This is a genomic window from Atopobiaceae bacterium, from assembly GCA_022483015.1.
Lineage (GTDB): Bacteria > Actinomycetota > Coriobacteriia > Coriobacteriales > Atopobiaceae > JALCUE01.
Genome location: JAKVOB010000001.1, coordinates 2135706 through 2160971, shown reverse-complemented (window position 1 = coordinate 2160971; position 25266 = coordinate 2135706). Strand labels below are relative to the sequence as shown.

The window sequence follows — 25266 nt, the reverse complement described above, 5'->3', positions numbered from 1 at the left end:
CGAAGGTTGCCTACTATAGGAGCGAAAACCGTCTCCGTTCGAGACCGACCTCAGACCCTTGGAGGCTCCCATGAAGGAACGACGCCCCAAGAACCGCAACCTCCTCGTCGCCCTGCTGGTCGTCGTCGCCTGCGTCGTCGTGGTCGGAGCGTGGCAGCTCATGGGACGTCCCACCGCTGGCTCGACCTCCGCCTCCACGCAGGCCACCACCGAGCAGGCCGCCACTGACGACTCCACCGAGGCGGCCGACCAGTCGTCCGAGGCCGCCTCGACGGGCGACTCCGCGCCCGTGATCGTGGACGACGGCACGGGTGACGGCAACGTCGTGGGGGTCGACGACGATGCCGACGCGGCCGCCACGGTCGTCGACGAGGACTACCAGCAGCGCGTCGACGACGCCCAGGCGGCAGACGAGGCAGCGGGTTCCGGCACCTCGTTCGAGGCCGGCAAGGCCCTGGTCAGCCTGGCCGATGGCGTCACGGTCGACCAGGTCAACGCCATGCTCGCCACCATGGACGGCGTCACGACCAAGACCGTGACCGCCGACGACATCTCGAGCGGCTACCTCCTGGTCGACGTCGCCCCCACGAGCAGCGTCGAGGCCGCCACCGCCGAGCTCGAGGAGTCTGACGTCGTAGCCGGCGCCCAACCCAACTATCTCTACCAGGTCATGGACGAGCAGATCGGCACGGCGTCGGACCTCACGGCTGCCACGAGCCCGACCACGGCGATAGAGCCCCTGGCCGAGGCGGAGGCCACCTCCGACACGACGACCACCACTGCCGAGAAGGACACTGCCGCCGACGCCGCGACGACCGACGCCCCCACGACCGACGCCCCCACGACCGACGCCCCCACGACCGACACCGCGACGACCGACGCCGCCACGGAGGCTGCCGCCACCGACGAGGCCGCCAAGACGTCCGCCCAGACGGCGGCCGAGGCCGCGAGCACGGCGGCCACCGCCAGTGCCACCACGGGTGCCGAGGCGCTCGAGGCCACGGTGCAGGCCGTCACGATCAATGACCCGTACGCCTCTCGCCAGTGGGCCCTCTCCAGCACGAAGGTCTACCAGGCATGGGCTACCTCGAAGGCCAATCACCAGGTGGCCGTCGCCGTCATCGACACCGGTGCCCTCACCACCCACGAGGACCTCGCCGACAACATCGTGGCCACGTACAACTCCTACCCTGGCGGCAGCGACGCGACAGACGACTATGGTCACGGCACCCACGTGGCGGGCATCGTCTCGGCCGAGACCAACAATGGCATTGGTACCTCGGGCACGTCCTACAACGCCGACCTCGTCATCGTGAAGGCATCCAACTCCAGCGGCGGCTTCACCTCGGACTCGCTCGTCAGAGCCTACCAGTGGCTCATCGCGAACCGGTCGACATACGACATCAAGGTCATCAACATGAGCCTGGGTGGCGGTGGCACGCCCACCTCCGATCAAGACCTCATGAAGCAGATCGATGCCGCCGAGGCCGACGGCATCCTCACCGTCTGCGCGGCAGGCAATCAAGCGGTGAGCCAAGGCCTCTACGTTCCCTACGAGGAGTGGCCTGGCGACTACGAGTCCGTCCTCTCGGTCATCAACCTCCAGTCCGGCACGCCGCCCACCCGCTCCAGTTCCTCAAACTACAACGTCGCGGGCACCACGAAGGACAGCGACTGCACGAAGGACGTCTCCGCGCCGGGGACTTCCTATTACAGCACGTACTATTCCAGCACGAGCACCTATACCTACATGAGCGGCACCTCCATGGCGAGCCCCTGCGTGGCGGGCATCGCGGCGCTGCTCTTCGCCGAGAACGACTCGCTCACCCCCACGCAGGCCATGGGCACGCTCGAGGCCACGGCGACCGACCTGGGCGAGGCTGGCTGGGACGAGGAGTACGGCTACGGCGAGGTCGATGCCGATGCAGCCGTCCAGAGCTCGGTCATCATCTCTGGCGACGACGGGGTCCTTCTCGGCTCCACCCTCGCCCTTGGCGCAAGCACCACCAAGGGCACGCCCACGTCATGGTCGTGGTCGTCGGACGACACAGCCGTCGCCTCGGTGGGCTCGACCGGTGTCGTCACGGGCAGCAGGGCAGGCACGGCCAACATCACCGCGACGGCCACGCTCTCGGACGGCAGCACCGTCTCGGGCACCAGGTCCGTCACCGTCATCGATGCCTCCATCACCGGGGTCTCGCTCGTAGGCAAGGGGTCCTCGACCACCTATGCCGTCTCGAGCACCCCCTCTGGTCTCGCATGGTCCTACTCGAGCTCCGACCCGGGCGTGGCCGCCATCGGTGCGGCCTCCGGGGTCCTCACCGCAAGCACCGTCGGCACCGTCACCATCACGGCCACCTCGGTGGCGCATCCCACCGTCAAGCTGACCAAGCAGGTCGCGGTCGTCGATGCCTCCATATCGGGGGCCGCGACGGTCACCAAGGGAGGCGCCGCGAGCTACTCGGTCACGGGGGCCAGCGGCCATGCCTGGACGTGGTCGGTCACGTCCCTCGGAGGCACGGCGACCATCGATTCGTCGACGGGGCGTCTCGTCGCCGGCAGCACCGGAAAGGTCAAGGTCACGGCCACCAGCACCGAGAACGGAAGCTATGCCCTCACCAAGACGGTCACCGTCTTCACCGCGTCTGTCGCGGGCTCCTCCACGGTACGGGCCGGCAGCACGACCTCGCTCTCGGTCTCGGCGACCCCCTCCGTCGGCTCCTGGACCTGGAGCACGTCCGACTCGTCGATCGCGACCATCGACTCGAGCGGTACGCTCACGGGTGTGTCGTACGGGACGGTCACCGTCACGGCGACGCTCGCCTCCGACACCTCCATCTCGATCACCAAGAAGGTCAACGTCCTCCACAAGAGCGGCTGGTCGTCCGAGGACGGGGTGGTGCGCTACTACAACGCCAGCGGCTACAGGGTCTCGGGCTGCTGGGTCGTCACTCGCACCACGTCACCCCTTGGGGGCGCCTCGGGCTACCAGCGCTACTGGATCGGCAAGGACGGCAGCCTTGCCGTCTCGAGGCTGGTCACCACCTCCGAGGGCGCCGGCTACTATGCCTACGCCACCAGCAACGGCTATGTGGTGCGCGGCCGCTATGCCACGGGCAACAAGGTCTACCTCGCCGACAATGACGGGCGCATACCCAACGTCGGTTGGCACGTCTCGTCCTCCTATGGCCAGGGCCTCCAGCGCTATTGGATAGACGCCACGACCCATGCCTGCGTGGAGGGTTACTCGACCGATGGCTATGGCCATTACACCACTGCCGCCGGCTATGTGCTGCGAGGGGCGGCGACGTGCTCTGACGGCAAGATGCGACTCGCCGACAACGATGGAAGGATCACCGATGGCTGGCTCGTGACGACCGCGTTCGGCCAGGGGCTCCAGCGCTACTGGGTCTCGGGCGGTGCGGTCGCCACGAGCAGGCTGATCGGCCCCGGCGCGGGGGACGCCTCCGGCTACTATGCCTACGCCACCAGCGCCGGCTACGTGGTGCGCGGCACTTACGCCACGGGCAGCAAGGTCTACATCGCCGACAACGATGGTCGCCTGCCCAACGGCGGCTGGGTCGTGTCATCCGCCTATGGCCAGGGCCTCCAGCGCTACTGGGTCGACGGGGCGACGCACGCCTGCATCGTGGGCTACTCGACCGCAGGCTGGGCCCATTACACCGTGCCTGCCGGCTACGTCCTGCGTGGCACCTATGCCACGGGCAACAAGGTCTACATCGCCAACAACGATGGCCTCGTCCCCTCGTCGGGCTGGGTCGTGTCGTCTGCCTATGGCCAGGGCCTCCAGCGCTACTGGGTCGACGGGACGACGCACGCCTGCATCGTGGGCTACTCGACCGCAGGCTGGGCCCATTACACCATGCCCGCCGGCTACGTCCTCCGAGGCCAGTACACCACCTCTGGTCATACCTACCGTGCCAACAACGATGGCCTGATCTACTGATCCCCATCCCGTCCGCTCGCACGGCCCCCTCCCGGATGTCCTTCTCGAGGGGGCCGTACTTTCTCTCCTGACCATCCTCGCCTACAATGGGCCGCAAAGGACCCGCCGGGCGCCGGAAGGCCATCCGCTGCCCTGACAGTCGTCCGACCTCGAGAAAGGCACCTCATGGCTTCCAAGTGCAACCTCATCGTCGACTCGTGCTGCGAGCTCGGCGAGGACTACTGCAAGGAGAACGACCTCACCGTCCTCAACTTCTCGTACACCGAGGAGGGCAAGGAGGACGGCGGGCTCCACGGCACGGACGACATGTTCGAGGCCAAGAGCGCCCACGAGTTCTATGAGGCCGTGCGCCACGGTGCCACTCCCATGACGAGCCAGCCCTCCCAGCTCGAGTTCGAGGAGGCCTTCAACACTGCCGCCGACTCCGGCGTCCCCACGGTCTACCTGGCCTTCTCGAGCGGCATCTCGGGCTGCTACGAGGGGGCATGCACGGCGCTCGACCGTGTGCGCGAGGAGCGTGGCGGTGACGTGGACATCCACGTGGTCGACCTCAGGATCGGCTCCACCCCCCAGGGCCTCGTCATCGCCGAGGCGCTGCGCCAGCGCGACAAGGGCCTCACCGCCCAGGAGATGGTCGCGTGGGCCGAGGAGGCCCGCTACTACGTGCACACCATGTTCATGGTCGAGGACCTCTCGGCCCTGCGCCGCGGTGGGCGCATCCCTGCGGGCGTGGCCGTGGTCGGCGCCAAGCTCGACGTGAAGCCGCTGCTCACCTTTGACCTCGACGGCAAGCTCGCCATGGCGGGCCTCGCGCGCGGCCGCAAGAAGGGCCTGCGCCGCATGGCCGAGTTCTACGAGAAGACCCACAACACCGACATGTTCTCGGCCATCGCGGCCATCGGCAACGCCGACTGCCCGCACGACGCCGAGCGTCTCATCGACCTCATCAAGCACTACGACGAGTCCACGATGTTCCTCCAGACCAACATCGGTCCCACCATCGGCTGCCACGTGGGCGCCGGCATGGTCTCGTGCTGCTTCTGGGGACCCGACCGCCGCGAGGGCGCCTCGGTGTCCGACAAGATCGCGGCCACGGTCCGAAGCAACTAGGTGGCCGCCTTCGTCACAGGTGACCTCCACGGGGGCGTCGACATCCACAGGCTCGGCTCGGAGGAGTTCCCGCTGGGGCGCACCCTCACCAAGGACGACTACCTCATCATCGCCGGTGACTTCGGCCTGGTGTGGGACTTCACCCCGGAGGAGCTCTACTGGCGCGAGTGGCTCGAGGCTCGCCCCTGGACCACGCTCTTCGTCGACGGCAACCACGAGAACCACCCTGCCATCGCCGAGCTTCCCGAGCGCCTCTGGCATGGCGCCCCGGTGCACGTGCTCTCACCGAGCGTCCTCCACCTCGAGCGCGGCCAGGTCTATGACATCTGCGGGAGCTCGGTCTTCGTGATGGGTGGTGCCACCTCCATCGACCGACAGTACCGCGTCGAGGGGCAGAGCTGGTGGCCGGGCGAGCTGCCGAGCGAGGAGGAGTACGACCTTGCCACGGCGAGCCTCGCCGAGCATGCCTGGACGGTGGACTACGTCATCACCCACTGCTGTGCCACGAGGGTGCTCGGCGCGATCTATCCCGAGGGCCCGGTCTGGCAGGGACCGGACGCGCTCACGGACTGGTTCGACGGCCTCGAGCATCGCCTGCAGTATCGGCAGTGGTACTTCGGCCACCACCACCTCGATGCCGTGATCCCGCCCGACCATCGAGCCCTGTTCTGGGACGTCGTGCCCCTGGGCGGCGTGGAGGCCGTGCGGTAGGTCCTGCCGCGGGTCGCTATCGACAGGCAATACGTGACGCGGCCGACGTTGCCACGTGCAGGTGCTCCTCTTCATGTCTCGTGGCCGTCGAGGGGCCTATGGGCCGCCTCGGTTGACATGACAATATGCTGGACGTGATGATATCATTCCTGTTTAATGCCCGTTATGGGGTCCCACGACAATGAGTTTTACAGGAACCATGGCTCATGCGGTTTTGCCTTTCTGGGATTCATACATCATATGAAAGGTGTGCTATCAGTTGCCAAACCATATAGCAAAGTCTTCCCTAGTAAGCAGGTCCCATGTGTCGGCACCCCTGTGTTTACTGGTCGGAGTGTCGGTGGTACTTCACCTCATGATGAATACTACGACGGGTGATTCTGGTGACTTCCTTGGGTTCTTGGACAATCAGAACATCATAGAATTTACCGCTATGCGTTTCTCGACTTGGACGTCGCGCAGCATTATCGAACTTTTTACCGTGACATTGGTGCATGTCCCGCTGCTTTGGGCCATGCTCGACATAATGGTTGCTGTGTTCATCTATACCTCCCTCTCGAGTCTGTTCAACGCAAGTCACAAGAGCTATATCTCATGGGTCATTGTAATCCTTATCCTTTGTTACTCCTATGTCGACATGGATACTGCAGGCTGGATACCTACGACTATTCCTTATACGTGGACGCTCTCGTGTGGGCTTTACGTCTTTGTGTCTTACAGGGATGCCCTGCTGGGCCATAAGACCTCACTCTGGAAATCCTCTCTCTGTATCATCGCGACCTTGTTCGCATCGAACGAGGAGCAGCTTGGGGCGATAATGGCTGTGGGTGGACTAATCGTATTCCTCGAGACGGTCCGCAGACATAGGGCATCGGCACTCGTCGCCTGTGAGACAGGGATAGCAATGTTGGAGTGCGTGGTGGCGCTGACCTGTCCCGGAAACGCAGCTCGTACGGCCGCAAACACAGCCTATTGGCTTCCTGAGTTTTCTTCGTTCTCTACACTTCATAAACTGTACCTGGGATTCGCCAGTACGATGAACCGATATGTCTATGAGGGCAATATCTTGTTTCTCATTCTTTGCGTGATGGTAGTCATACTTGTCTTTCGAAAGACCCAATCGCCCGTTGCGCGGCTTATCTCGCTTGTTCCCCTTGGTGCCGAGGTCATTTCCAGTTGGATGACGTCCGCGGCGACTGTGAGTTGGCCTTATCTCGCCGTTTCAACGTTTATGTGTCAGAATCTACAGATCGGGGAGAGGAGCATGGGCTCGCTGGGTCTGCAAGTACTGGTCGTGGTCGCACTTGCCGTCAGTGTACTGATTATCTATGGATGGACCTGGGACTCATTCATCAACCTCGTGATACTCGGTGGAGGCTTGGGATCGAGAGTCTGCTTGGGATTCTCTCCATCACTGTTTGCATCCAGCAGCAGAACGTTCATCTTCATGGACTTCGCCATAATCATGGCCATACTCTATGCGGTCGGACGCTCTTCGGACGAGTTGACCCGAAATCAGAAATCTACGGTGCTTGTAGCCTTGGGTGCGCTGGCATCATGCTCTGTCGTCAATGTGCTCGCCTACTTAGTGCAATAGGCCTTGGTTGCGGCTGGGCCACGCAGTCGAGTCGCTATCGACAGGCAATACGTGATGCGGCCGACGTTGCCTGTCAAAAACGACCCTGGAGGGGCCGCCAGCCACGCAGTCGGGTCGCTATCGACAGGCAATGCGTGACGCGGCCGACGTTGCCTGTCAAAAGCGACCCTGGAGGCGCTTGCCCACCAGGGTCGCTCATGGTAGATGCCATTCCGTCGTCGAACGTCCTTCTCGGTGACGCCTATGCCTTCACGCGCTCGCGCCAGGTCTTGATGGCCTCGGCCATGAGGAAGCGCTTGAACGGCTTCAGGTCCCCCTGGGCGTTGAAGGCCTCGAGGGCCTCGAAGTAGGCACCCTTGTCGCCCTCGTAGATGATCACGGGCGGATGTCCGCCGGCAAGCAGCACGTAGTTCATGAGCTCGCGGCCCGTGAGGCCGTTGCCGTCCGAGAAGGGATGGATCGTCTCGAACGAGCAGTGGAAGTAGCTCGCGACCGTGAGCGCCTTGCCGCGGGTGAGGTCGGGGAGGGTGTCGTTGACCTCATGGCACAGGTCGGAGACGAGCCCGGGGACGTCCTCTGCGGCAGCTCCCACCTCAGGCGCCCCCGGCACGAGGTAGTCGCCGAGCTTGTAGGTGCCGGGACGCTCGCCGTCGGCGAGCTGCGTGGGGGAGTAGGTGCCCCAGGTGAGTGACGCGTGGGCCTCGAGCACGAGCGACTCGTCGAAGGCGCGCTCGCGGTCGACGTCGCCGCGCAGGCGCGAGAGGGCGTCGAGCTGGTCCTGGATGAGGTTGATCGTGGAGAGCCTGCCGGAGTAGTCGGTCACGGACTCTGACGAGAAGACCTCTGCCACCGTGTCCTTCTCGACGGCCTCGTCCTCGATGCGGGCGGAGTTGTAGGCGAAGTTGGGAGCGAAGCCCTTGACCTCGCGATTGCGCTTCTCCTCGCCGAGCTCGCCCCACCATTCGCAGATGCCCTGGTAGAGTTCAACGAGTTCCATGACGTCCCCTTTCGTGTGTTGTGTGGCCCCATCGTACCCTTATGGCGGGGGCGGTGGGGCCACAATCGACCAGTCGAGAAGGACGGGCGGGCAGCCTCCCTACGAGAGGCCGAACAGCCCCTGGAACCAGCTCACGACGCCGTCCCACCACGAGCCCGTGCCAGCCTCGGTGGAGGTGGTGGTCGCAGCCGTGGCGGGCGTCTGGGTGGTCGTGGCTGCCTGGGTGGTCGCGGCCGTGCCCGAACCCATCTCGAAGGTCGTCGAGGTCCCGTAGTGCTCGTCGAAGCCCGAGCGGTCGATGCTGCAGGAGGTGACCTCGTTGGCAGAGCCCGTGCTGACGCTGGCGGAGTAGCTTCCGGTGACCGTCACCGTGGTCGAGCCCGTGCCCTGCACCAGGGTCTCGCCGTTGACCACGATGGAGACGGTGTTGCCGTCCTCGTCCACGATGGCGCCGCCCGAGGCCACGTTGAGGTTGGAGACGGTCGAGTCCGCCGTGACGACCCAGGTCGAGCTGCCGTCGACGTTGACCGTGATCGGGGCCTTGGAGGCGGAGCCGGCGGCGTTCTGCGTGATGCTCGTGGCGCCCGTCCAGGTGGTTCCCTTGAGCAGGTAGACGTTCGCCGTCGAGATGGTGTCCGCCGAGATGGTGCCCGCGAGCGTCTCGCCGATGCCGGTGAAGTTCACCGTGGCACCGTTGGAGCCTGCCGTTCCCCAGCTGTTGGAGTCGTTGCCCTCGGCCGTGAGGAGGTTCGCCGCGGAGGAGTCGAAGTCGATCGTGGTGCCCTTGAGCACGATGTTCGCCGTCGTGTTGGTGAGGTAGAACATCGAGCCCGACGTGATGGCGCTCTTGAGCGTGGACCCGGTGGCACAGAACGTGGCGGCCTCGCCGGTGGTCGAGGCGGCGTCACCCGAGGTCGACTGGTAGATGATGATGCCGTCGGCCATGGGGTCCGAGCCGGACGTGCCGTCATGGGTGCTCTCGAGGGTGGAGTCGTTCACCAGGACGGTGTTGAGGCCCTCCATGGCGCAGATCTGGCTGTCGCTGGCCGTGCCGGTGACGCCCGAGACCTCGATGTCGCCGGTGGAGTAGAGCAGCGGGCTGCCGTCGCCCGCGGTCGAGATGGTCGAGTCCGTGAGCGAGACGTCGCCGCCGCCGCGGTCCGTCGCCACGCTGGCGCTGTGGCCGCCCTGGGTCGAGACGTCCAGGTCGTCGGCGACGATGCTGCCCCCGTAGGTGGCGTCGAGGCCGCGCGAGTTGTCCGCGGTCGTCGAGATCGTGCCGCCCTGTGAATAGAGGGTGGCGCCGATCGGTCGAGAAGAGCCCGTTCGACCCGGCACTCGAGGCCGAGAGCTGGCAGTCCGTGAGGTAGGCCTGTGCTCTTGTCGCCCACGGCGAGGACGATGGAGTTGGCGCCATAGAAGTTGCAGGTGTCGCTGTCGGAGTCGTCGCCCGACTTGGTGAGCGTGTCGCCCGAGAGGTCGAGCGTCCCGCCGTTCTGGGCAAGGGCCGTGTTCTGACCGGCCGTGGTCGCATCGATGGCCTCGTCGGACGAGGACACGTCCTGGCCGTCGGCCGTCTTGGCGCCCGAGTAGGTGCCCGAGTAGTCGAACGCCATCGTGTTGGCGCCTCCACCCGAGCCACCCTGGCCGGAGGGCATGTCGGGAGGGGCACCGCCTGACGCCTGGCCCTGGCTGCCACCGCCCTCGTCGGCGTAGGCGATGGCGGGGCACTGCGCGAGCACGAGCGCGCCTGACATGACGAGTGCCGCGGCGATGCGCAGACGGTCGTGAGCCATTCGGGGTGTCTTGGCCCCTCCCGTGACAGTGGTTCTCATCAGGGCTCCTCTCGCTGCTGCGACACCATCTTCCAGTAACGCTAAAAACAGGGTACTAACAGCAGTTTTAAGTAATCTGAAGCACAAGCGTGGCCGAATGGCCATGACGCAACCAGCATAAGGTCGCAGGTGAGCTGAAAACCCAGGCAGACAGGTGGTCGTCCGTCGGGTTCGGGTGGGCATGGGGGAGCGGTCGTATAATCAAGGCGTGGCCTCTGCCACCGGGACTCGCGTCGTAGGTCTCGCCGTCCACGTCAACCGGGGGTCTGCTTGTCCTCGTACCTTGCCGTCATCAAGTCGGGCTTCCTGGCGTTCCCTGCCATCGCGCTCGCCTGCCTCGTGCCGTACATGGTCTTCGAGTACCGTCGCTACGGGTCGATCCCGCTCTGGAAGACCTTCGTGGTCTTCTCGTTCATCCTGTATGCGATCTGTGCCTACTACCTCATCATCCTGCCTCTGCCTGCCGACCATACCGCCTATGTGGCGACGGCCGCGACCCCGCAGCTCGTCCCCTTCAAGGAGCTGCATGACGTCCTTGCCTACGTGAACGTCGACTGGACGACCAAGCGCGGGCTCCTCTCGGCACTCAGGACCTCGTACGTCTACCAGATCCTCTTCAACGTCGCCCTCCTGATGCCGCTGGGGGCGTTCGCGCACTACCTCTTCCATCGCAGGTGGTGGCAGGTCATCGCGCTGGGCTTCGCCGTGTCTCTCTTCTTCGAGCTCACGCAGTACAGCGGCCTCTACGGCATCTACGACCACCCGTACCGCCTCTTCGACGTGGACGACCTCATCTGCAACACCACGGGGGCGCTGCTGGGCTTCCAGCTGGCGCTGCCGCTGTGCCACCTGCTGCCGGACATCCGTGAGGTCAACGAGCGGGCGACCGAGCGTGGGATGCTGCCGTCGTTCACGCGTCGCCTCCTCGCCTTCTGCCTCGACTTCCTGGTGGTGGGGATCCTCGTGGGCGTCTGGGCCCTCGTGGCATACACGCGTGCAGGCGTGGCCGTGGAGCAGATGCCCAGCCTGTCGGACGTCTCGTCCCTGCTGGTGCTCGCTGCCTGCGTGGGCGTGGAGTTCATGCTGGTCCCTGCCGTCACAGGAGGCCAGACGCTGGGGCAGCGGCTCCTGCGGATGCGCGTGGTGCGCACGGACGGGTCGCGGGCGCCCTGGTACTGCCTCGTGGGACGCTACGGGCTGCTCGTCTGGTTCGCGCTGATGGGGCCGCTCTGGGTCACCGCCCTGGCCCCCTCGTCGGGCGTCGAGGGCGTGAGCGGCGACGACATCGTCTCGCTCGCATGGGCCCTGCAGATGGTGTGGATGGGCCTGGTCCTGCTGCGCGCCGTGGCGGCGCGCCTCTCGGGGCATGCCTTCAAGCTGCTCTGCGGCACCTTCTCGGGGACGTGCGTCATGTCCTGCGCGATGGTCGACGAGCTGCGGGAGGGGCGGCAGTCCCAGGAGCCCGAGCCCCGGGCCCAGGTGTCCCAGACGCCGCAGTCCCAGGCGCCCCGGCAGCAGGTCCAGGCGCCGGTCGCGCCTGCCGACGACGACCCCTATGGCCTCCGTGGCCGTCGCGCGCCCTACGTCGGGGATGGGGGAGCGTCCGCCGTGCCAGCGGCCTCGCGTCCTTCAGGCGGGCCCGTCGCGGCCCCTCCGCAGGCGGCTCCCCCTGCCGCGGACGATGCCTTCGGGCCTCGCTCGGCGGACGACCCCTACGCCAAGCGGTAGGGGCGGGTCGTTCTTCTCGGTTGCCCGTGGGCATGAGCAAAACTACTCACTATGCATCAACGTGTGGATTTCGCAACCCCCCAGTCGGCGAAGGGGCGAAAAACGAGCCAATCGTGCTACAATCTACACACGCGTCTGAGAGGAGCATGCATGTTTTCAGTTGGTGAGTACATCGTCCATCCCGGTCAGGGCGTCTGCAAGGTCGAGGCGGTCGAGGATGATCCCATGGCCGTCTACAAGCTCATGCCCGTGCGCGGGCGCAATCCCATGCTCATCAGCTTCCCGGTCTCGAACGAGCAGCGCCTCCGTCCCATCCTCTCTGCCGAGGAGGCCACGGCCCTCATCGAGGACTACCCCTCCATGGGCCTGGACGAGTTCCGCGACAAGTCCAACGCGCTCGAGGAGGAGCACTTCAAGTCAGAGATCAAGCGTGGCAGCTGCCGTGACTCAGTCCGCATCGTGAAGACGTTCCGTCACCGCATCGACGAGGTCAAGGCAAACAACAAGAAGCCGCCCGTGGTCTACGAGCGCATCCTCAAGGAGGCCCGCGAGCGCTCGCTCTCGGAGCTTGCCGTGGCCCTCGAGGTCACCCCCGAGGACGTCGAGCAGCGCTTCGAGCAGGAAGAGGCCTAGGGGCTTCGCTCGCATCCCTCCCATAGTGCAAGGTCCGAGGACCCCGCCGCCGTGCGGGGTCCTCTCATGTCCTTCGGGCCTCGGGCGCTGCGCGAATGTCGACGCCGGCGGAGGTCCAGCCGCTAGCAGGGCCTGAACGCCGAGAGGTAGATCCTGCGGGCGTCCTCGGCGCCGAGCCGCCTGAAGCTGCCGAACTCCGTCCCCTTGTTGATGGCGAGCCCGGGCAGGAACCGCTCGACGTCGTCGGGAACGAAGCCGAGGTCATCCAGGTAGCGTGGCATGCCAAGCGAGCAGAAGAAGTCCTGCGTGGCGTCGATGGCCGAAGCTGCGTCCGCGGCCGCGTCGCCCGTGGGCACGAGCCCGAAGACCTCGCGGCCCAGCTCGCAGAGGCGCTCCGGGTGCTCGCTGGCGCAGTAGCGCATCCAGGCGGGGAAGATCACGGCCAGTCCCGCGCCATGGGTCACCTCGGGCCTCATCGCCGAGAGCTCGTGCTCCAGGCCGTGGCTCGCCCAGTCCTGCGCGCGCCCCGCCGAGCACAGGCCGTCGTGTGCGAGGGTGCCTGCCCACATGACCTGGGCGCGCGCGTCGTAGTCGTGCGGGTCTCGCATCACGCGGAAGGCTGCCGCGCGCACGGACCTCAGCAGCGACAGCGAGATGCCGTCGGTCGTGGCGACCTCTCCCGTGGCCGAGAAGAACCTCTCGAAGATGTGGGCGCATATGTCCGTGATGCCTGCCGCCGTCTGGTAGGGCGGCAGTTCGAGCGTGAGCTCGGGGTCGAGGAAGGCGACCTTGGGACGGATGAGGTCCCCGTGGCAGGAGCTCTTGAGGCCCCGCTCGTCGCACGAGATGACGCAGGAGTCGCTCGCCTCGGAGCCAGAGGCGGGGATGGTCGGGATGGCGGCCACGTCGAGCGCACCCGTGGGCGCGGCGGGATGGGGCTTGTCGAAGAGGTCCCATACGTCGCCGTCGTGGAGGACCCCCATGGCGCAGGCCTTCGAGCAGTCGATGACCGAGCCGCCCCCGAGCGCCACCACGAGGTCGACATGGTGGAGGCGGGCCAGGCGCACGGCCTCGCGCACGGAGCCGACCTCGGGGTTGGGACGGACGCCGCCGTGCTCGCAGCATGCGAGACCCGCACCCTCCAGGGAGGAGCGCACGCGCGCGACGAGGCCCTCCGCCTGGGCATGGTGCCCGCCGTAGACGAGGAGCGCCGAGGTGTGCCCGGTCCGCGTCGCCCAGGCACCGACCCCGTCCTCGACCCCGCGCCCGAACACGAACCGCGTCGGCACGACCCACTCGAACGTATCCATGCGCGTCCCCCCTGACATGCGCCATCCACACCGATGTTTCGTCTCGATGTATAACGGCGCCACGTTTACCCGCTGTTCTTATCAATAGGCTATCATTGCCACATTGTCCGCGCACCATGATGCCGCCCAGGTGCGGCGGTGCGATCGTCGCAGGAGGATCAATGGCTTCAAGCGATGCCAGCAAGGACCGTGCCATCATCACCGTCCTCGGAGGTGACCGTCCGGGCATCGTCGCTGCCGTGTGCGGGCTCCTCGCCGAGCACGACGTCAACATCCTCGACATCTCGCAGACCATCCTCCAAGGTACCTTCACGATGACCATGCTCGTGGACCTCTCGGCGGCCGACGCCAGCTTCGCCGACCTCCACTCGGGCACGGAAGCGCTATCGGGCGAGCTCGGGGTCCAGATCACGCTCCAGCGCGAGGAAGTCTTCAAGTTCATGTACCGCCTCTAGCGCATCTCCTCCCACCCCTCCCCATCTGGTTGGGTGGCAGGCGGATGGGTATGTATGGGGGAATCGACAAGCCGGAGGAGGTTCCATGGCGATCAGCCGCAAGCGGCGCTTCGACGCAGTCCTCAAGTCCATTGACACGTCGGCACTCGGCCACGCCCTCGACGTGAGCCCCATGCCGTCGAAGGCGCTGGGGATTCCTCCCGAGGCCGAGCGACTCTATTCCGCCGAGGTCGAGAAGGTCCCGCCCGAGCTCTTCTCCGAGTACGACGTCAAGCGCGGCCTCAGGAACGCCGACGGCTCCGGCGTCCTGGTGGGACTCACCACCATCTCGAACGTCCATGGCTACAAGGTGGTCGACGGCAAGACCCTGCCCGACGAGGGCACGCTCACCATGCGCGGCTACAAGCTGCGCGACCTCGTGGACGCGGCGCAGTCGGAGGGCAGGTTCGGCTACGAGGAGGTCTCGTACCTCCTGGTGACGGGCAGCCTTCCCACCACCGAGCAGCTGAACGACTACAACGCCCGCATCGACGCGAGGCGTGCGCTGCCCGTGGGCTACCTCGGCCTCTTCCCGCGCACCACGGCTTCGAGCTCGATCATGAACGTGCTCGCGCGCTCGACGCTCCTGCTCTACGCCTTCGACGAGACCCCCGACGACACCTCGCCCACGCACGAGATCGACGTCGCGATCTCGCTCCTGGGGCGTCTGCCCCGCATCGCCGCCATCGCCCACGCCGCCAAGGTCGCCGACGACAACCAGACCGAGCTGCGCATCCCCCCGGTCTGTGACGGCTACTCCATGGCCGAGACGGTCCTCGACGTGCTCCGCGGCGATGCCGGCTTCACGCGCGACGAGGCCATGATGCTCGACGTCATGCTGATGCTCCACGCCGAGCACGGCGGCGGCAACAACTCGACCTTCGCCTGCCGCGTGCTCTCGAGCTCGGGCACCGACGCCTACTCGGCCTACGCGGCCGCCATGGGCTCGCTCAAGGGTCCCAAGCACGGGGGTGCCAACGCCAAGGTCGGCGCCATGATCGACGACGTGGCGGACCACGTCAGCGACTGGTCCGACGAGACCAAGCTCTCCGACTACCTCTACCAGATCGCCCGTGGCGAGGCCTTCGACCACACGGGCCTCGTCTATGGCATGGGGCATGCCGTCTACACCCTGAGCGACCCGCGCGCCCGTCTCATCAAGCGCTACGCCCGGAAGCTCGCCCGCGAGAAGGGCATGGACGACCGGCTCGACCTCATCGAGGGCATCGAGCGCCTGGCCCCGGGCATCGTGTCCGACGTCCGCGGCACCTCCAAGCCCATGTGCGCCAACATCGACCTCTACACGGGGTTCGTCTACTCCATGCTGGGCATCCCGCAGGACCTCTTCACGCCCATCTTCGCCATCGCGCGGCTCTCGGGCTGGACGGCCCATCGCCTCGAGGAGCTCTACGGCGCGAGCAGGATCATCCGGCCCGCGTATCGCTCCGTCATGGAGGGCCGTACCTACGTCCCGCTCGCGGAGCGTGGTCATGTCTGCACCAACGACCAGCCGTGCCCGACGGACGAGTCGGGGACGGGCGTCGAGGGGGAAGGCTAGTGCCCATGCGCATCGCCTTCGCGGACCTCGACGACACCTTCCTCGCGCCGGACAAGTCCATACCGAAGAGGAACCTCGAGGCCCTCGACCGCATGGCGGCGCGCGGCCTCGAGTTCGTCCCATGCACGGGACGTCCCCTTGTGGGCGTGCCGCAGGTGCTTCTCGACCACCCCTCGGTGGGGCATGTGGTGGGCGGCGGGGGCGCTGTCGTCTACGAGCTCGGCGAGCGCGCGGCTGGGGGAGCGCGCCCCGTCCGTACCATCCACAGGCAGCTGCTGGGTGCCTCCCGCACGCTCGCGCTCTACGAGAGGGTCAAGGACCTCGACATCACCTTCGACGTGTTCGCGGACGACCATGTCTTCTCTGAGCGCTCGCGCTACGACCGGCTCGGCCTGTTCGACCTCGACCCCGCCTTCCTGGCGGCCCTGCGTGCCATGCGCACCCCGGTCGACATCTCGGTCCCCCAGATCCTGGAGCAGGCCCATGACGTGCAGCGCGTGACCATCTATTGGAGGGACCCGGCCGACCGTGCGCTCGTGGAGCAGGTGGTCGACGCCGACCCGTCGCTGGTGCGCGTGAGCTCGTGCCCCGTCAACATCGAGGTCACCGATGCCGCTGCCACCAAGGGCTCTGCGCTCGTGTGGCTCTGCGGGCACCTGGGCATCCCGGTGGGCGAGTCGGTGGCCTTCGGTGACTCGTCCAACGACGTGTCCATGCTCGAGGCCGCCGGTGACGGCGTGGCCATGGGCAACGCGACGGCCGAGGCCATGGCCGCGTCAGACCACGTCTGCGACCCCTGCGGCGAGGCAGGGGTCGGCCGCTACCTCGAGGCCCTTCTCGGCTAGGTGCTGCGTGCCGGTCGGCGCAGACCTTCGGGCAAGTCGGGCCACCTCCCTGCGGCGATCCGCCGGCCCCTCTCCGAGCAGGGGGGGGCTCGCTCCTGCCGAACGCAGGCGAGAAGAACCGGCCGCGAAGGGACATGGCCATCGCAGCGTGACGCAGCAGAGCCGAATGCTGCACGTTTGCGGATTCCCACTTGAATATCCTGCAGGTTTGGGTAGACTACAGAAGTAATCGCCGCTTCGGGATTATCAGCTTCAACGGTACACGCAGATGACACACACCAGACCGTTGGCACCTCTCCACGTGGGACACCCACAGGAAACAACAGACGTGTCGTATGCCATCTACGTTCCGCTTGTACGGACTTTCGGCCGTGCGTAGGAGGAGGAACGAGACATGAGCGATACGCCTAGGCGTCCCGCGACATATGCAGGTCTTCTTGGTGCCGGTGCCGCGCTTGCGTGGCCGACCGTCGCCTACGCCGCGACCGAGCCCGCTACGAGCGTCGTCTCGGACGTCATGGGAGCGGTGGCCCCCTTCGCCATCGGCTGCGGTGCCGGCGCGATCGTGTCGGCCGGCGTGGTGTTCGTGGTCGGGAGGGCTGCCAAGGCCCAGCACCCGGGCGAGCATGCCGTGTCGCCCGACGAGGACGCGACGAACGCCCTTCCCGTCACCGGCGGCCGTGCCGCACATGCGCAGGCCACGCCTCGTCCGGCCCACGCGAGGGTCGCCCGGACGTCGTCCGCCCCGAGCCATGCGTCCACCGCCGACTGGGAGGCCACGGGCTCAATCCGCGTGGCGCAGGTGCCCGCACAGGCTCCCGCGACACGTCCCGCACCTGCCTCGGCATCGCAGCCTGCATACGCACCAGCAGCCGGCACACCCTATTCGACCTCGCGTCCCGCAGCCGTCCCGGCCGCTGACATGCCCTACTCGCCGTCGAGCCGCGACGACGCGTCGAGCCATCGCGCGCGGCGTGCCAGCATCGCCACGCGCGTGGCAGACGTCCTGTCGAGCCATATCGAGCAGGACAAGATGGACGGCCTGCCCGTCATCGAGCGTGCCGACGGCAGCGTGGGTGACGTGGGGACCAGCTGGTGGGACGATGCCCTCGACCATGACTCCAAGACGGGCCTCTCGCGTGCCGAGTCGCGTGCCGGCATGATCGCCGAGCTCATCCCCGGCCTCGGCGTCGAGGCCTCGACGCTGCCCGGCGAGGACCTCCTCGGCACGACCGCCACCCCCGCGCAGCCACCCGTGACCTTCGAGCACGCCGACGTGGTGAACCCCGACATCGCCGGCGCCGCCCGCATCGCGCACGACCGTGCCGCCGGCATCCAGAGTCGCCTCTCCGACATCGACGAGTCGGTCTTCCCGGAGGAGCGCGTCTGGAACGACGCCAAGGAGGACGCCTGGGAGTCGGCGCTCTCCGCCCTGGACGAGAAGGTCGAGCAGGCGCAGAAGGGCGCCTCTGCCGAGGACGTCATCGACTTCACCGACGACTCAGAGGCCAATGCCATCGACGAGCCCGACGACCTCGAGTCCGAGACCCAGTTCATCCCGTTCAGGGTGCCTGCGGGCAGGCCTGACGTGACCGACACCGACTCCTACGTGGACTACCTCATCGACGACGAGTTCTCGCGCAACTCCTCGCATGCCGTCCGCGCCAACGCACGCGAGTACCTGCATGTCATCGAGGGAGGCACGGCCGCCGAGATCAGACGCCCGACGCGCATGATGCCGCGGCATGCCCGGCCTGGGTACGTGCCCGCGCACTTCTCCGAGGAGACCCTCGTCGAGCTTGGGTTCGATGACGAGGAAATCGCCCAGCAGGCCTAGGGGAGGGCACCACGGACACCACCGAGAAGGACCCCACACGCTCCAGGGCCATCCGCATCGTGCGGGTGGCCCTCGTCGTGCTGTGGGTCTGCTTCATATGGGGACATTCGCTCGTGAGCGGCCCGGACTCGGATGCCGAGAGCCTCGCCTTCGTGCGCGTGCTGTCGGGGCTGTTCGCCGGCCTCGGCGTGACCGACGTCTCCACCATGGACTTCATCGTGAGGAAGACCGCGCACTTCACGGAGTACCTCGTCCTGGGCATCCTCGGCACGGTCGCGCTCAGGCCGAGCCGCGTGAGCCCGCGCAGCATCGTGGGCCTCGCCGTGCTCGTGGTGGGGACGCCTTCCATCGACGAGACGATCCAGCTGTCGGTGGCGGGAAGGGCCGGCCAGGTCGCCGACGTGCTCCTGGACATCAGCGGTGCCTGCTGCGGCGTGGCCATCGCGTGCGGCGTGAGGGCCCTGAGGGCCCGGCGGAGGGCGCAGGCGGCAGGCTAAGGCTAGGCCTCGTGGGGTCCAGGGCCCCGCGTGCGAGCCGGTGGGTGCAGGCGCCAGCCTAGAGGATCCGTGCGCCCTCGTTGGCGGCGTGCAGCGTGGCACACCAGAAGCCGGGACGGCAGGCCGCGAACGCCTGGCTGACGGACGTGGCCTCGGTGTCCCCGTCGCATGCGGCGATGCAGGTCGAGCCCGAGCCCGAGATGAAGAACGCGGATGCGCCGGCCTCGAGGGCCGTGGTGCGGAGCACGTCGTAGTCGGGGATGAGCCGCGCGCGGTAGGGCTCGTGGAGCCGGTCGGCGCAGGCATGGCCCAAAAGGGCCGCATCGCCCGTCTCGAGCGCATGGACGGTGGCCACGCAGCGGCCCATCTGCCAGACGGCCGTGGACGTGTCGACGGTGGTGGGCACGACGCGACGTGCGTCATCGGTGCGGACCTCGTAGGGGGGCGCGATAGCGACGAAGCGGAGCTCTGGTGCCACGTCATAGCGCGTGGAGCAGACGTCGCCGTCGTCCACGAACGAGCTGACGAGCCCACCGAGGACGGCCGGGGCCACGTTGTCGGGATGCCCCTCGATCTGGGTGGCGATGTCGAGCGCACGGATGCGGTCGTAGCCTGAGCCGCAGAGCTCCATGGCGGCCATCACGCCGGCAACGACGCAGGTGGCAGACGAGCCTAGGCCGCCCGAGAGCGGGATGGGGGAGTCGATGTCGATGTGCGCGGGCACCGGGTCGGCCGCAAGCGCCGCATAGGTCGTGAGCATCGTGGTCCAGACGAGGTTATCCGTGCCACGGAAGCGCTCCTCGCAGCCCGTGATGGCGACCTCGCCGGCGCGCTCGAACGAGAAGGTGGCCACCAGGTCGAGGGCCATGCCCAGGCAGTCATACCCGACGCCGAGGTTGGCCGACGTGGCGGGCACGCCCACGCGCAGGCCTTGGAGGGGAGCCTCTGTCGTGCCGTCGTTCCCAGGGGTCATGCGAACGTCCTTGCGCAGGCGGACTCCACGTAGGAGGCGACGCCGTCGGCGGCGCAGGTGTCCGAGAAGCGCGCGTGCGCGTCGCGCAGCTGCGACAGGGCGGCCGGCGGCGTGATGCCGGTGAGCTCCGCCAGGGCGTCCATGCAGGCGAACCCGTCCATGCCCTGCGTGTCGACGCCGAGGGCCGACGCCACGTCGGCCGAGAACTTGTACGGGCTTGCCGTCGAGAGGCACACGCGGGCGCAGTCGCCGGCCGGCGTGGCATCGAGCACGGTCTTTGCCACGGCGGTGTGCGGGTCGATGAGGACGTGCTCGTCGGCCCAGGTGGAGCGGATGGTCCGCTCGGTGGCCTGGTCGTCGGCCCGTCCGCAGCCGAAGGTCTCGCGGAGGCGGTCCATGACATGTGACGGCACCGTGTAGGCGCCCTTCTCGGACAGGTCGGACATGAGGTGGCACACGAGCTCCGCGTCACCGTCGGACACGTAGTAGAGCAGGCGCTCGAGGTTGGACGACACGAGGATGTCCATCGAGGGCGAGATGGTCTTCACGAAGGGGCGGCGGCGGTCGTAGATGCCGGTGCGGATGAAGTCGTAGAGGACGTCGTTGGCGTTCGAGGCGACCTCGAGGCGGCGCACGGGAAGGCCCATGCGCTTGGCGTAGAAGCCGGCGAGCACATCACCGAAGTTGCCGGTGGGCACGAAGAAGTCGACGTCGTCGCCGGGCCTCACGGCTCCCGAGCGGACGAGCTGCGCGTAGGCGTCGAAGTAGTAGGTCACCTGGGGTACCAGGCGGCCGACGTTGATCGAGTTGGCTGACGAGAGGGCCACGCCCGTCCCTGCCAGGCGCCCGGCCAGGTCACGGTCGGCGAAGCAGCGCTTGACGGCCGTCTGGGCGTCGTCGAACGTGCCCGTGACGGCGCAGACCGACACGTTGGAGCCCGGCTGGGTGACCATCTGGAGGTGCTGGATGTCGGAGACCTTGCCGGCCGGGTAGAACACGGTGACCCCGAAGCCGTCGACGTCGGCGAAGCCCGCGAGCGCCGCCTTGCCGGTGTCTCCGGAGGTGGCGGTCACGATCATGACCTGCGGGCCGTCCGTGGGACGTGCCACGCGCATGAGCTGGGGGAGCATCTGGAGCGCCACGTCCTTGAAGGCGCTCGTGGGACCGTGGTAGAGCTCGAGGAGCCAGTCGGGACCCAGAGGCGTGACCGGCGTGATCTCGGGCGCAGACCATTGGTCGCCATAGGCGGCGTCGACGCAGGTGGCAAGCTCGTCGGCCGTGTAGTCGGGAAGGAGGGTGCCCAGCACGAGACGGGCGTTGGCGTGGAAGCCCTGGGCGCACACGGCGGCGAGGTCGAGGCGCACCTCTCCCACGGCGTCGCTCACATAGAGGCCGCCGTCCGGCGCGATGCCTGTGAGGATAGCTTTCTTGCTTGTTACGTTCTGGTTGCACGACCGTGTGCTGTGGTAGAACATTGTCACCTGTCCGCTCCTCGTCACGGGGGCGCAGGAACGCCCAATTTGCACTCATGATACCCGCACGTCACGAACCGGCAAGTCCAGACCCGTACCGAAAGGCACAGCATGCGCATCGCACTCCTTGGCTATGGCACCGTCGGCAGCGGCATCGGCCGCATCGTCGAGACCCACGACCTCGGGATAGAGATCGCCAAGATCCTCTGTCTTCCCAAGGAATGTGACGAGCCTCGCAAGACCTCGTCCTACGACGAGATCCTTGCCGAGCCCGGCCTCGACGTCATCGTGGAGGCGATGGGCGGCCAGGAGCCGGCACATACCTTCATCATGCAGGCACTCGAGCGGGGCATCTCGGTGGTCACCGCCAACAAGGCCGTCGTCGCCGCCCACCTGGGCGAGTTCGTGGGCGCCGCCAAGGCGTCCGGCGCCGGCCTGTACGTCGAGGCCAGCTGCGGCGGCGGCATCCCCTGGCTCGCGAGCATCGCCAAGGTCAAGCGCATCGACGCCATCGACTCCTTCTCGGGGATCCTCAACGGAACGACCAACTTCATCATCGACCAGATGAAGAAGAACGACGAGGACTTCTCGGAGGCCCTCTCACGCGCGCAGGAGCTCGGCTATGCCGAGCGCGACCCCTCGGCCGACATCGACGGCATCGACGTCGCGAACAAGTGCATCATCACGGCGAGCCTCGCCTTCGGCTGCGACTGCATTCGCGACCTGCCCGTCTTCGGGATCCGCAACCTCACGGCCGCCGACCTCGCCCACTATGCCTACGAGGGCTACGGCGTGAAGCTGCTCGCGCGCGGCATCTGCCGGGACGGGCGTTATGCCGTGGCCGTCGAGCCGGTGCTCGTGCCGTCGGACTCGCTCGAGGCGAACGTCCCCGACAACTTCAACATCGCCACGCTCGAGGGCGCCACGGTGGGGCCGCTCAAGTTCTACGGCCAGGGCGCGGGGAGCCTGCCCACGGGCAACGCCTGCGTGCAGGACCTCCTGGACTGCAGGGACGGCAACCAGCTCACCTTCGACCTCGACCCCTCCATCACGTATGACCCGGAGCTGCTCACGGGCGACTACGTCATCCGCACCACGGCCGCCTTCCCGCAGGGGGGCACCGCCTTCGGCATCGGCTCGAAGCGCTACAAGGGACTCACGGCCGATGCCGCCCACAAGCTCATGCGAACGATCGTCGCCGACGACCCGTCGGCGTTCATGGCCTGCATTCCGACGACTCTCTAGGGGACAACATGATCAAGATCACCAAGTTCGGCGGCTCCTCCGTCGCAAGCGCGGACCAGTTCAGAAAGGTCAAGGCCATCATCGAGGCTGACCCCTCGCGTCGCTTCGTGGTGGTGTCGGCCGTGGGCAAGCGCGACTCCCAGGACAACAAGATCACCGACCTGCTCTACCTCGTGGTGGCGCACCGCACCTACCACGTGGACTGCGAGCCGCTGCTGAACGACATCAAGAAGCGCTTCGTGGACATCGCGGACGACCTCGGGCTGTCGTATCCCATGTCCGAGCGCTTCGACGAGTTCGCGGCTGGCATCAAGGGCTGGTCCAAGGAGTACATCGTGAGCCGCGGCGAGTGGTTCACCGCCCAGCTCATGAGCGAGTACCTGGGGCTTCCCTTCGTGGACGCGGCTGACGTGGTGGTCTTCCACCATGACGGGACCATCGACATGTCCCGCACGGTCGACCGGGTCCAGGAGGCCGTGGTCCGCGCCGGCGAGTTCGTCATGCCCGGCTTCTACGGAGCCACCGTCGACGGCGAGATCCGCCTGCTCTCACGCGGGGGAGGCGACATCACGGGCTCCATCATCGCCCGCGCCCTCGACGCCGACCTCTATGAGAACTGGACCGACGTCTCGGGGTTCCTCTCGGCAGACCCGCACATCGTCGACCATCCGCGCGCCATCAGGCGCATCACCTTCGACGAGATGCGCGAGCTGTCCTACATGGGCGCCAACGTCCTCCACGAGGAGGCGGTCTTCCCCGTGAGGGAGGCCAACATCCCCATCGCGATCCTCAACACCAACCATCCCGAGGCCGAGGGTACGATCATCCGCGAGACGGCCGAGGAGGGGGAGGACGAGCCCCTCATCACCGGCGTCGCCGGCAAGCGTGACTTCCTCTCCGTGCACGTGGCCAAGACCCACATGTCGGACGCCGTGGGCACGCTCAGGCGCACCCTCTCGATCTTCGAGCGCTACGGCATCTCGATCGAGCACGTCCCCACGGGCATCGACTCGTTCGGCATCGTGGTCAACGGCGCCGACGTCAAGGACAAGATCTACTCGATCGTGGCCGACATCCAGAAGGAGGTCCAGCCCGACGAGGTCAAGGTCATCGACGAGCTCGCCCTCATCTCGGTCGTGGGCCGCAACATGAGCGCACGCCCCGGCACGTCGGGCCGCCTCTTCAAGACCCTGGGCGACGCCGGCATCAACGTGCGCATGATCACGCAGAGCTCCCAGGAGATCAACATCATCCTGGGCGTGGACAACAAGAACTTCGAGCCTGCGATCAAGGCCATCTATGGGGCGTTTGTCGAAGAGAAGAAGGTGCAGTAGATGAGCGAGGGAGCGCGCAAGGTGAACGTCGCCATACTGGGGGCCACGGGTGCCGTGGGCACCCAGATGCTCACCTGCCTCGAGGAGAGGGACTTCCCGGTCGCCAGGCTCGTGCCGCTCGCGTCGGCCCACTCCGCCGGCAAGACGGTGCGCTTCCGCGGCGAGGACGTCACCATCCAGGAGGCGACCCCTGCCGCCTTCGAGGGCATGGACATCGTGCTGGGCGCCGTGGGCGACGACCTCGCCAAGGAGCTCCTGCCCCAGGCCGTGGCGGCGGGCGCCACCGTGGTCGACAACTCGCACGCGTTCCGCCTCGACGCGGACGTCCCCCTCGTCATCCCCGAGATCAACGCCGCGGACATCGCGGGTCACCACGGCATCATCGCCAACCCCAACTGCGCCACCATCATCGGGCTGGTCTGCGCCTGGCCGCTGCACCAGGTGGCGGGCCTCAGGCGCATGATCGTCTCGACGTACCAGGCCGCATCGGGCGCCGGCATCCCGGGCCTCCGCGAGCTCCAGGCCCAGACGGCCGCCATCGGCGAGGGGCGTGAGGTCGATGCCCCCAAGGCGTTCTCCTACCAGCTCGCCTGCAACGTCATCCCGCAGATCGGGGGCTTCGGCGACAACGCCTACACCTCCGAGGAGATGAAGATGGGCAACGAGGGGCGCAAGATCATGCACCTGCCCGACCTCGCGGTCAACTGCACCTGCGTGCGCGTCCCCGTGATGAGGTCGCACTCCGAGTCGATCACCTGCGAGTTCGACCGTCCGATCACCCCCGACCAGGCACGTGCCGCGCTCGAGGCGGCCCCGGGCGTGAAGGTCGTCGACGACCCGGCCCGTCTCGCCTATCCCATGCCGCTCGACACCTCTGACCAGGACCTCGTCTACGTGGGGCGCATCCGCGAGGACATCTCGGCCCCCGAGGGCGTGAGCAGCCTCACGTTCTGGTGCTGCGGCGACCAGATCAGGAAGGGCGCCGCCACCAACGCCGTCCAGATCGCCGAGTACCTGGTCTAGGACCCGGTCTACCTGTGGGCGCGCCTCGCCCCCGCGAGTCGCCGCACGCCGGCCCAGGCAAGAGAAACAGCCTCATGACGCACCCGTCCGGCCCCGGCAA

19 protein-coding genes are annotated in these 25266 nt (G+C 67.0%); 14 read left to right on the top strand and 5 right to left on the bottom strand.

Translation table 11 applies throughout. The features are described from left to right. The first annotated feature begins 70 nt into the window (after positions 1–70). From LKE50_09275 to LKE50_09260, 4 genes are all read left to right on the top strand, one after another. Positions 71–3967 carry a S8 family serine peptidase gene (locus LKE50_09275; protein MCH3968779.1) on the top strand — a complete coding sequence of 1299 codons (3897 nt, stop codon included), beginning with the start codon at positions 71–73 and terminating at the stop codon, positions 3965–3967. A gap of 165 nt (positions 3968–4132) precedes the next feature. Further along, the gene (locus tag LKE50_09270; protein MCH3968778.1) at positions 4133–5077 is read left to right on the top strand and encodes a DegV family protein; all 945 of its coding nucleotides are present in this window, start codon (positions 4133–4135) and stop codon (positions 5075–5077) included. After that, complete coding sequence (locus LKE50_09265; protein ID MCH3968777.1) at positions 5078–5788, top strand: metallophosphoesterase; 711 nt, start codon at positions 5078–5080, stop codon at positions 5786–5788. It abuts the gene before it with no gap. A 340-nt stretch (positions 5789–6128) separates the two neighbouring features. After that, on the top strand, positions 6129–7385 hold the full coding sequence (locus LKE50_09260; GenBank protein MCH3968776.1) for a hypothetical protein: 1257 nt from the start codon (positions 6129–6131) through the stop codon (positions 7383–7385). A 241-nt stretch (positions 7386–7626) separates the two neighbouring features. Here the strand turns inward: LKE50_09260 and LKE50_09255 are convergent, their stop codons facing one another. After that, positions 7627–8382, bottom strand: a complete 756-nt coding sequence (locus tag LKE50_09255) for a Fic family protein (protein MCH3968775.1) — start codon at positions 8380–8382, stop codon at positions 7627–7629. A 99-nt stretch (positions 8383–8481) separates the two neighbouring features. Next, the gene (locus LKE50_09250) at positions 8482–9720 is read right to left on the bottom strand and encodes a hypothetical protein (GenBank protein MCH3968774.1); all 1239 of its coding nucleotides are present in this window, start codon (positions 9718–9720) and stop codon (positions 8482–8484) included. Positions 9721–10487: 767 nt separating this feature from the next. Here LKE50_09250 and LKE50_09245 point away from each other — a divergent pair. Both LKE50_09245 and LKE50_09240 read left to right on the top strand, forming a co-directional pair. Further along, positions 10488–11945, top strand: a complete 1458-nt coding sequence (locus LKE50_09245; GenBank protein MCH3968773.1) for a VanZ family protein — start codon at positions 10488–10490, stop codon at positions 11943–11945. 150 nt (positions 11946–12095) lie between these two features. Beyond that, positions 12096–12578 (top strand): CarD family transcriptional regulator, encoded by a 483-nt coding sequence (locus tag LKE50_09240; GenBank protein ID MCH3968772.1) that lies wholly within the window; start codon positions 12096–12098, stop codon positions 12576–12578. A gap of 122 nt (positions 12579–12700) precedes the next feature. Here the strand turns inward: LKE50_09240 and LKE50_09235 are convergent, their stop codons facing one another. After that, positions 12701–13888, bottom strand: a complete 1188-nt coding sequence (locus tag LKE50_09235) for an iron-containing alcohol dehydrogenase (protein MCH3968771.1) — start codon at positions 13886–13888, stop codon at positions 12701–12703. Between the two features lie 161 nt (positions 13889–14049). On the opposite strand from LKE50_09235, the gene LKE50_09230 reads away from it, so the two are divergent. The 5 genes from LKE50_09230 (at position 14050) to LKE50_09210 (ending at position 19119) form a co-directional block, all read left to right on the top strand. Next, positions 14050–14343, top strand: coding sequence for an ACT domain-containing protein (locus LKE50_09230; GenBank protein ID MCH3968770.1), 294 nt, complete (start codon positions 14050–14052; stop codon positions 14341–14343). A gap of 85 nt (positions 14344–14428) precedes the next feature. Beyond that, positions 14429–15940 carry a citrate synthase gene (locus LKE50_09225; GenBank protein MCH3968769.1) on the top strand — a complete coding sequence of 504 codons (1512 nt, stop codon included), beginning with the start codon at positions 14429–14431 and terminating at the stop codon, positions 15938–15940. A gap of 5 nt (positions 15941–15945) precedes the next feature. Further along, positions 15946–16785 carry an HAD hydrolase family protein gene (locus LKE50_09220; protein ID MCH3968768.1) on the top strand — a complete coding sequence of 280 codons (840 nt, stop codon included), beginning with the start codon at positions 15946–15948 and terminating at the stop codon, positions 16783–16785. 394 nt (positions 16786–17179) lie between these two features. Continuing rightward, entirely contained in the window at positions 17180–18622 is a 1443-nt protein-coding gene (locus LKE50_09215) for a hypothetical protein (GenBank protein ID MCH3968767.1), read from the top strand. Positions 18623–18735: 113 nt separating this feature from the next. Next, positions 18736–19119 carry a VanZ family protein gene (locus LKE50_09210; protein ID MCH3968766.1) on the top strand — a complete coding sequence of 128 codons (384 nt, stop codon included), beginning with the start codon at positions 18736–18738 and terminating at the stop codon, positions 19117–19119. Between the two features lie 58 nt (positions 19120–19177). Here the strand turns inward: LKE50_09210 and thrB are convergent, their stop codons facing one another. Together thrB and thrC are read right to left on the bottom strand one after the other, a co-directional pair. After that, positions 19178–20092 carry a homoserine kinase gene (gene thrB / locus LKE50_09205; GenBank protein ID MCH3968765.1) on the bottom strand — a complete coding sequence of 305 codons (915 nt, stop codon included), beginning with the start codon at positions 20090–20092 and terminating at the stop codon, positions 19178–19180. Beyond that, positions 20089–21567, bottom strand: a complete 1479-nt coding sequence (gene thrC, locus LKE50_09200) for a threonine synthase (protein ID MCH3968764.1) — start codon at positions 21565–21567, stop codon at positions 20089–20091. Before thrC ends, thrB begins: the two co-directional genes overlap by 4 nt. Before the next feature lie 108 nt (positions 21568–21675). Between thrC and LKE50_09195 the strand changes: the two genes are divergently transcribed. Genes LKE50_09195 through LKE50_09185 form a run of 3 tightly spaced genes read left to right on the top strand, consistent with a single transcriptional unit; the run spans position 21676 to position 25166 of the window. Continuing rightward, positions 21676–22809 (top strand): homoserine dehydrogenase, encoded by a 1134-nt coding sequence (locus tag LKE50_09195; GenBank protein ID MCH3968763.1) that lies wholly within the window; start codon positions 21676–21678, stop codon positions 22807–22809. Positions 22810–22817: 8 nt separating this feature from the next. Beyond that, complete coding sequence (locus LKE50_09190) at positions 22818–24143, top strand: aspartate kinase (GenBank protein MCH3968762.1); 1326 nt, start codon at positions 22818–22820, stop codon at positions 24141–24143. Beyond that, entirely contained in the window at positions 24144–25166 is a 1023-nt protein-coding gene (locus tag LKE50_09185; protein MCH3968761.1) for an aspartate-semialdehyde dehydrogenase, read from the top strand. Positions 25167–25266: the final 100 nt, after the last annotated feature.